The organism is Heliomarina sp., from assembly GCF_052826185.1.
This window is the reverse complement of sequence record NZ_JBRBUI010000055.1, coordinates 320366-327804: the sequence shown is the minus strand read 5'-3', so window position 1 is coordinate 327804 and position 7439 is coordinate 320366. Positions and strand designations below refer to the sequence as shown.

Annotated in this window: 7 protein-coding genes; 4 read left to right on the top strand and 3 right to left on the bottom strand. The window is 56.9% G+C overall.

Annotated elements, in window-relative coordinates; genetic code table 11:
* Positions 1 to 1793, top strand: a 1793-nt coding sequence (locus ACU0FH_RS24430) for a hypothetical protein (RefSeq protein WP_446197274.1), incomplete at its 5' end; no start/stop codon positions are given.
* 296 nt (positions 1794 to 2089) lie between these two features.
* Here ACU0FH_RS24430 and ACU0FH_RS24425 read toward each other — a convergent pair.
* The 3 genes from ACU0FH_RS24425 to ACU0FH_RS24415 all read right to left on the bottom strand — a co-directional run bounded on the left by ACU0FH_RS24425 (position 2090) and on the right by ACU0FH_RS24415 (position 3588).
* On the bottom strand, positions 2090 to 2272 hold the full coding sequence (locus tag ACU0FH_RS24425) for a hypothetical protein (protein WP_446197273.1): 183 nt from the start codon (positions 2270 to 2272) through the stop codon (positions 2090 to 2092).
* A 71-nt stretch (positions 2273 to 2343) separates the two neighbouring features.
* Positions 2344 to 2541, bottom strand: coding sequence for a hypothetical protein (locus tag ACU0FH_RS24420; RefSeq protein ID WP_446197272.1), 198 nt, complete (start codon positions 2539 to 2541; stop codon positions 2344 to 2346).
* 324 nt (positions 2542 to 2865) lie between these two features.
* Positions 2866 to 3588 (bottom strand): Crp/Fnr family transcriptional regulator, encoded by a 723-nt coding sequence (locus ACU0FH_RS24415; protein WP_446197271.1) that lies wholly within the window; start codon positions 3586 to 3588, stop codon positions 2866 to 2868.
* A 122-nt stretch (positions 3589 to 3710) separates the two neighbouring features.
* Between ACU0FH_RS24415 and ACU0FH_RS24410 the strand changes: the two genes are divergently transcribed.
* The 3 genes from ACU0FH_RS24410 to ACU0FH_RS24400 are packed head-to-tail and all read left to right on the top strand — an operon-like array spanning position 3711 to position 7390.
* The gene (locus ACU0FH_RS24410; RefSeq protein WP_446197270.1) at positions 3711 to 5531 is read left to right on the top strand and encodes a DUF3604 domain-containing protein; all 1821 of its coding nucleotides are present in this window, start codon (positions 3711 to 3713) and stop codon (positions 5529 to 5531) included.
* Positions 5532 to 5540: 9 nt separating this feature from the next.
* A complete protein-coding gene (locus tag ACU0FH_RS24405; protein WP_446197269.1) occupies positions 5541 to 6401 on the top strand; it encodes a peptidylprolyl isomerase in 861 nt (286 codons plus the stop codon).
* The gene (locus tag ACU0FH_RS24400) at positions 6398 to 7390 is read left to right on the top strand and encodes a HupE/UreJ family protein (protein ID WP_446197268.1); all 993 of its coding nucleotides are present in this window, start codon (positions 6398 to 6400) and stop codon (positions 7388 to 7390) included. Before ACU0FH_RS24405 ends, ACU0FH_RS24400 begins: the two co-directional genes overlap by 4 nt.
* The last annotated feature ends 49 nt before the right edge of the window (positions 7391 to 7439 follow it).

The following is a 7439-nucleotide window of genomic DNA, read 5'->3' as shown; positions in this document are numbered from 1 at the left end:
CTTGTCCCTGCAGAACTTTAACCTGCCGAAGCTTCGATACAATCTCTTCGGGCTTTTCTCGTTTCCCAGCCATCGCTGATCCTCCAATTTGCGGGACAAATCTATCCCAGTTGGTGGACCACTTTCAGGGGGCTACTCCAGGGCTGCGCCATGTCCTTTTGATCGATCACGATCCGAACCGACCCGGTCTCGTGGATCTAACCGGCCCGGAAACCATTGGGCCGTGTGTCGAGTATATCCCCGGCTATGGGTCGAACACGCGGGCGTTCAGCCAGACCACGGCAATCTTGGATCAGGTCGATAACAATCAGCAACCGGACCCGGAGCAATACGATGTTCAGTTCTGCAATTGGGATGCGGCGACACCTGATTATCGGGTTGATGGCATTTCGCAGCTGATCAAGGACGGCACCACGCTCGAGGCTTACGAGGATCAGAAGACAGGTTCCTCGGGCAAGACGCATTACGATTTCCACAATCGCATGCGAGCCTCTGAGGCACCGTGGGAAGAACGCCGGGAGATCTCTGATTGGTTTCGGGGGCGCATGGGCAACAACGTCACGCGCCGCACCACGCCGAAAACCATGCAGTTCAAACCGAACGCCTGGAAGTACACACCGGGCTTCATGGCGTGCATCGAGCTCGATTGGTCGGCCGACGGCCTCGAAGGTCTCCCGGGGGACGTCGAGGGCGACAGCGTCGACACCTACGGCGCGCCCTACATGAACTGGAACCTCGATCCGAAGTTTGACTATGAGGGCCTGACGCTTCGGCGGATCCTGATGGAGGTCACGCAGGGCGCACTTATTGCGTCCGATCCGGTGACGGTCATTGGCGATAGCCGGGTCAATTCCTCTATGGGCACCATCTTTGGGATTGGTGGCTATAGGGGAACGGACAAGCTCGCCGTCGATTGCTATGACGGCATGTTCATGAACACCGGCGACGTTCAGGGAAATGTCGATATCACCGCGCGGGCAAACAGCGATGTTGCCGTGGTCATGGATGACGGTGATTTCACCCTGTCGAGCGGCAACAGTCTGACCATTTACGGGATGTCGAATGTTGGATTCGATGGGGTCAGCGCGACGACGCGGACGCTCACGATCGAACCGGGATCGACCGTTTCATTCAAACCGACGCTTCGGATCTGGTGTCAGGAAAATGGGGCGAGTTATTTCTTGCCAAAGCCGGGTCATGAAATGACCGGCAGCGGCGGCACGATCGGAACGGTTCGCGAGTTCCAGCCCCGGATTGAAGATGATTTCATGGTTATCCTTGATGATATTCAGTATGTTCCTGCGAATGCTGAAGACGTGTCGGGGGTCGTGATCCGCGGTCTTGACGATGATCAGGGCGAAAAGACTGATTACGCGCGCCTGGACTATAACGAGCACGCGCCTGAAGTCTGGTTCGATGGTTCTATTTCGGAAGTTGTCACCGGCATCAAAGAGTTTGATGACTTCAAGACAGATAAAGTCATCGAGCCAAATATGCCGAGCGCGGTCGTGATCAACGGGTGGAACTTTGCACCTAGATGTCACGGGGGATGGGAACGGGACCTATACGCTCGTCAGCGTAGATTACGTGTCAGGTGCGTTCGATGCCGTGACTGCCGCAGGGAACGGCGCCAAGAAGCTAACAATCGCGATCACCGCGAGCGCTGTTGCTCTCCTCGTCGAAGACGGCGATGGCACCGTTTCTGGCGGGACATCATGAGAAGTGCTGAAACGAGAAGCACGCCCCCGGCAGAGAGTGGCGTGTTCACGATCCGGACAGCCAACCGTGTTTGATATCCTCCGCAGACCATGTCCTTCCCCTTTGGGTTCGTTCCACAGTTAAAGAGGCCGTCATAGGCCTCTGTGATGCCGCCACCGTCGACCAAGTATGCGGAAAAGTATCCGTAGACGTCTGGACTGGACAGATAGTTTTCTAAGGTGAACCTACCGGAACTAGCGTAGCACCTGACTCCTCCAAGAGAGCATGTTGAGAAAAAGAAAATTTCGTTTCCATACGGGTCCGGCCTCAGCTCGATGATCGCATCGTGCCACTGACCATCCCGAATAGCGGAATACTTGTAGTGAAAGCCTTAAGGGTCATTGTCATAGGTGACGGTGTGAGTTCCAGGATTGTTTGCCCAGTCTCCCGGACTCCAGCCACGTGTTGTATAAAACGTTTCCTCGATCACCTTTACTTGGAACTCATAGCGCAAATTGGCCGCTTCGGCCTGCACAGCAAAAAGAAGGACGCAAAGCGCCAGCACAAATTTCATAATGAACCCCCCAGTTCTATGTCGATTTCACAGTTTAGGGAGCGAAGATTCGAGTTAATGAATTTGTTAAGTTATCGCTTTGATTGGAAAATAGACCGCATCGCGACGCCAGACAGGACTATTAGACCGATCAAACCAAGGAATGTGTAGCGAAACAGGGACTTCACGAAGCCGAGTGGTTCGAGCGGGGCGATGGATTTCCCGCGACTTGTCGCGTCAGCGATATCGATCGAAACGACTGCTTCTTTCAAGATGTCGTCGTGCTTCATGCGTCTCCCCTAAGTAGCGGCTGGTTCCAATTTTCGGCTAACGATCAAGTGCGTCGAAAAAGGGGCTGTGATCTGTTGCTTTTGTGCTGCCGGGGGGAATGGCTGGACTTTGTACTGCCGAGTGGCAAATGCCGGCTCGGAGCTGGCCAAAGACATTGGTACGCTGCGCGGCTTTTGACCGGAACGGCGGATTCCGAAAGTTCGCTGCGATTTGCGCTAAAGTCTGCTTTGTCGTTTTTCCGAAAGCTCGCCACCTTGAAGCATCGCGCACATTATCGACTTCGAACAGATGGTACACAGGACTTGCCGAGCCACCTGAGAGAATTACTGACCGTGGTAACTCGAGCGGAGCGCCTTTAGGTCCAGAACCTTGATCTCGCGATACCCCAAGTGGATTGCTCCTATCTGTGCAAGCTCACGAAGCGCATCGCCCGCCGCATTGCGCGAAAGATTAGCGATCTCGGCGAACTCGCTTTGAGAGATAGGCAGCACCGGCTGCTTGGCCGAGGCGCCTGAGGCGAAAGGCAGCCCTTCGCGCAACAGTATACAAAGGGTCAGTTTTGTACGTTCGAGAGGGTCGTGGCAGCGGTTTGCCGCGATCACTGCAAAGGTATGGTCGATTACACCTACGGAGATGAAGGCAATGCTGCGCCAGATGTCGAAACCATCGCGCGCCATGCATTCAGCCGCCTCTGCGGGCAGATGCGCGATCCTGCAACGCGTGCGGGCGACATGGGCACCACGCTTCGGGGTATGAGTTAACAAGGCGCTATCTCCGAACCACCAGCCGGTGGTAGCCACATGCACCAAGGTAGGCTCCATACTTCCCGGCGAGATCAGCACGTCGAGCCAGCCTTCGATCAGTCCAAAGAGCCCACCGTCTTCACCGCCAAGGTGCATTGCACTCTCACCGCGTTCCAGTTCCATCACGACAGACGCGTCCAGAACTGCTTTGCGGATTTCTTCAGGCTGGCGAAAGAGCCACCCCCGCTCTTCAAGCTTGAACCTGTCGTTTGTCGTCAGATCAAAATTTTTCGAAATGCCCATACGTGGGCAGTGTTATCAAATTTACGAGTGTAGTCTACTCTCGTTATACGTGTATCCTTCACGCGTTACCCTGCAGTTAATGAAAACCTTTCGATTGCTATTTGGAGCGAGGAAATTTGATCATGGCTCGAAACGATTTTCGCTTATTGCTCTGCTCGGGAACCCTTGCTGCCTCGTTCGCCACTGGCGTGCAAGCACAAGCTACCGAAGCCGACGCGCCAAAAAATCCACTGAAAGAAGCCTATTTCGGCGAACAGCATGTCCACACCGGCGTGTCGATGGATGCCTTTATTGGCGGGAACAGACTGACGCCGGACGATGCCTACCGCTTCGCCAAGGGCGAAGAGATCATGGTCAATGGCAGCCTCCACAAGATCAAGCGCCCGCTGGATTTCGTCGCTGTTACGGATCATTCCGAGTTCATGGGCGAGGCCTACAGCTTAATGACCGAGGGCGCGCCGGGGTACGATGACGAGATCGCCGTGGCGTTCCGCACGGCGCCGGACCTTGAAACGGCACTGGGGCTCTACGGTCAATACGTATTGGCGCCGCTTGCCGGGGGTGGCGATCCACATCCGCCATTCTTTCAAGGTGAAGAAGCGATCAAGACCACTTGGCAGAAGAACTTCGAGGCGACCGAAGCGCATTACGAACCGGGCACCTTCACCACGATACACGCTTATGAATGGACGTCTGCTCCGGGCGGGTCGAACCAACACCGCAACGTGTTCTTCCGAGACACCAATGTGCCGGACATGCCGTTTTCGTCCAACGAGGGCGCCGATCCGGAGATGTTGTGGGCGTGGATGCAGACCCAGCGCGACGATGGCAAGAAGGTATTTGCCATTCCACATAACTCCAACGAATCCAAGGGACTGCTCTTTGCAGAGGCAAGCTTGACCGGTGTACCGATCGGACAGGATTACGCCGAGACACGCGCTTCGATGGAGCCGCTGATCGAGATGATGCAGGTAAAGGGTAACTCCGAGGTGATACCGAACTTCTGGCCCAACGACGAGTTTGCTGATTTTGAGAACGCGGTTTCTATCCAGCGGTTCAGCGGCCGGGGCTTTGTAAAGGAGAATTTCGTGCGCTACGGGCTTGGGCGCGGCATCAAGTACAATGCCGACCTTGGCGTGAACCCTTTCAAATACGGCTTCGTCGGTGGCACTGACAGTCATAACGGTACGCCGAGCAACGTCGAGGAAGATAACTTCATGGTCGGCAGTCATGGCTATGCGGATCAGACTGCCGAGATCAGATCGACTTCGGTGCTTGAGGGCGAAATGCTGATCTCGGACGTGAACCCCGGCGCGCTGACAGCAGTCTGGGCGGAATCCAATACCCGGGGGGCCATATGGGATTCGATGTCGGCCAAAGAGACCTTTGCCACCTCTGGCCCGCGCATGAAGGTTCGCGTCTTTGCCGGTCAGGGCTTTGCCGACAGTTACGACAGCTACGACGCTATGGTCACCGACGGTTACGAAAAAGGTGTACCTATGGGTGGCGATTACACTGGCAGCGAAGCGCCGCAGTTTCTCGTCTGGGCGATGAAAGACCCGATCGGACCGAACCTCGACCGCATTCAGATCATCAAGGGTTGGTATGAGGACGGCGAGATGAAGGATACGATCTATGACGTCGTCGCCTCGGGCGACCGGCTGCAGGCCGATGGCAGCGTCGTCCCGGTCGATGCCCCGATCAACATGGAAACCGGTGAGTTCAACTCCGAAAAGGGCGAGCCCGAGTTGATGACCGTCTGGACCGATCCCGACTGGAACCCGGATGTCGAAGCCTTTTACTATGCCCGTGTGCTCCAGCTGCCGACCGCGCGCTGGACGCTTTACGACGAGCTGCGCGAGGGCGTGACCTATCCCGAGGACGTCAAGCGCGAGCTGGTCGAGCGCGCCTGGGCCTCGCCGATCTGGCATGAGGTGAACTGAGGCGGTCCGATGTTGAAATCGATATTGAGAGAGCCGCTCGTCCATATCCTTGTGTTGGGCGGGTTACTCTTTGCTGCCTGGAACACGCTGGCGCCAAAGGAGAACGCGGGGCCGCAGGCCGAAGTTATCACACTCGACCAGGCCCGGCTCGATCATTTGCAGACGCTGTGGACTGCGCAATGGAAGCGCGATCCGTCACCCGAGGACATGGCGGCCATCATCGACCGTCACCTGCGGCAGGAGGTTTTTTACCGAGAAGCGCTTCGTATGGGGCTGGACAAAGAAGACGACATCATCCGCACCCGGCTGGCGCAAAAGATGGAGGCGGTGTCGAGCGATCTCGGCATGCTGATGCAGCCGCCGACAGAGGAACAGTTGCGCGCTTTCCATGCCGAGCGCCCCGACCTTTTTACCCTGCCTGAGGCATTTGCCTTTCGGCAGGTGCTTTACCTGCCGGGCGAGGGGTCGCTTGAGGTGACGCTTGCGACCCTGCGCGATGGCGGCGAGGTGCCGCCGGATCGGAAAGGCAAGCTGACGATACCGCTGGACTGGGAGATGACAGCGACACAAGTGCTGGAAAATTCTTTTGGCGGCGATTTCGCGGCGACGCTGCCGGAATTGCCGGTGGGGACGTGGTCAGGTCCCGTGCGCTCGGGGCTGGGTCAGCATCTCGTCAAAGTAACGGACTACCAGCCCGAACGCCTTGCCCCCTTTGACGAGATCCGCGATTTCGTCGCGCGGCAATACGAGTATTACACCGTGCTTGACGCGCAGGATCAGATGTTCCGCGCGTTGCTGGACCGTTACGAAATCAGACTGCAGGCCGAAGGCGTGCCCGAGGCGGTCCGTCAGGCATACGCGCGACCATGATACTGCGCTTTCTTTCCGCGTTCTTGCTGTGCCTCCTCATGCTGTTCCCGCAGGCGCGCGCGCATGAAATCCGCCCAGCTTTTTTGCAGATCGACGAACTTGCACCGCAGCGCTACGAAATGCTGTGGAAGGTGCCCACCCGCGACGGCATGGTGCAGGATATTCGACCTGCCTTTGATGCGTCTCTTACTCTTAGCGCGATCCCGGGCCAAACCATCGTCGATGGCTTCGTGATCTTCCGGTATGTTCTAACCGGCGGAGTCGGGTTGCCAGGCACCGAATTGCGGATCGAAAACCTTGATCGCACCACCATCGATACTTTGGTGCAGCTGACTCTGCAGGATGGCACGCAACACAGCTTTTTGCTGCGCCCGCGCGAGAACAGCGTGATGATCCCCGAGAAACCTTCCGCGCTCGCCGTGGTTGAAACCTACACGCTGCTTGGCTTTCAGCACATTCTTGAAGGTCTCGATCACCTCGCCTTCGTCGCGGCGCTTATGCTGATCGTGCGCGGATGGGCGATGCTTCTTAAGACTGTAACGGCTTTCACCGTTGCCCACTCCATAACCCTGGCGCTCGCGACATTCGGGTATGTCTCGCTTCCGCCGCCCCCGGTCGAGACGCTGATTGCCCTCAGCATCCTGCTGGTCGCGGTCGAGGCGATCCACCTGCGTCATGGTCGTTCCAGCCTCGCGACTCGGTGGCCGTGGCTTGTTGCTTTTGCGTTTGGTCTGCTGCACGGATTTGGCTTCGCCGGGGCACTTGGCGAAATCGGTCTGCCGCAAGGAGACGTCCCGCTGGCACTGCTCTTTTTCAACGTCGGTGTGGAACTCGGGCAGCTCGCCTTTATCGCGGCGTTGCTCGCATTGGTGGCGCTGTTGCGAAAGCTGGTCTATCTTCCACGCTCCGCGCCGATCATGGCGGCCTACGGGATTGGCATCATCGCGACGTTCTGGGTTTTTGAGCGACTGGACGGGATGTTTTTTTGAGATGAATTCGGTTTTCGGCATCGGCAATATCCATCTGAGCCCAAATCGG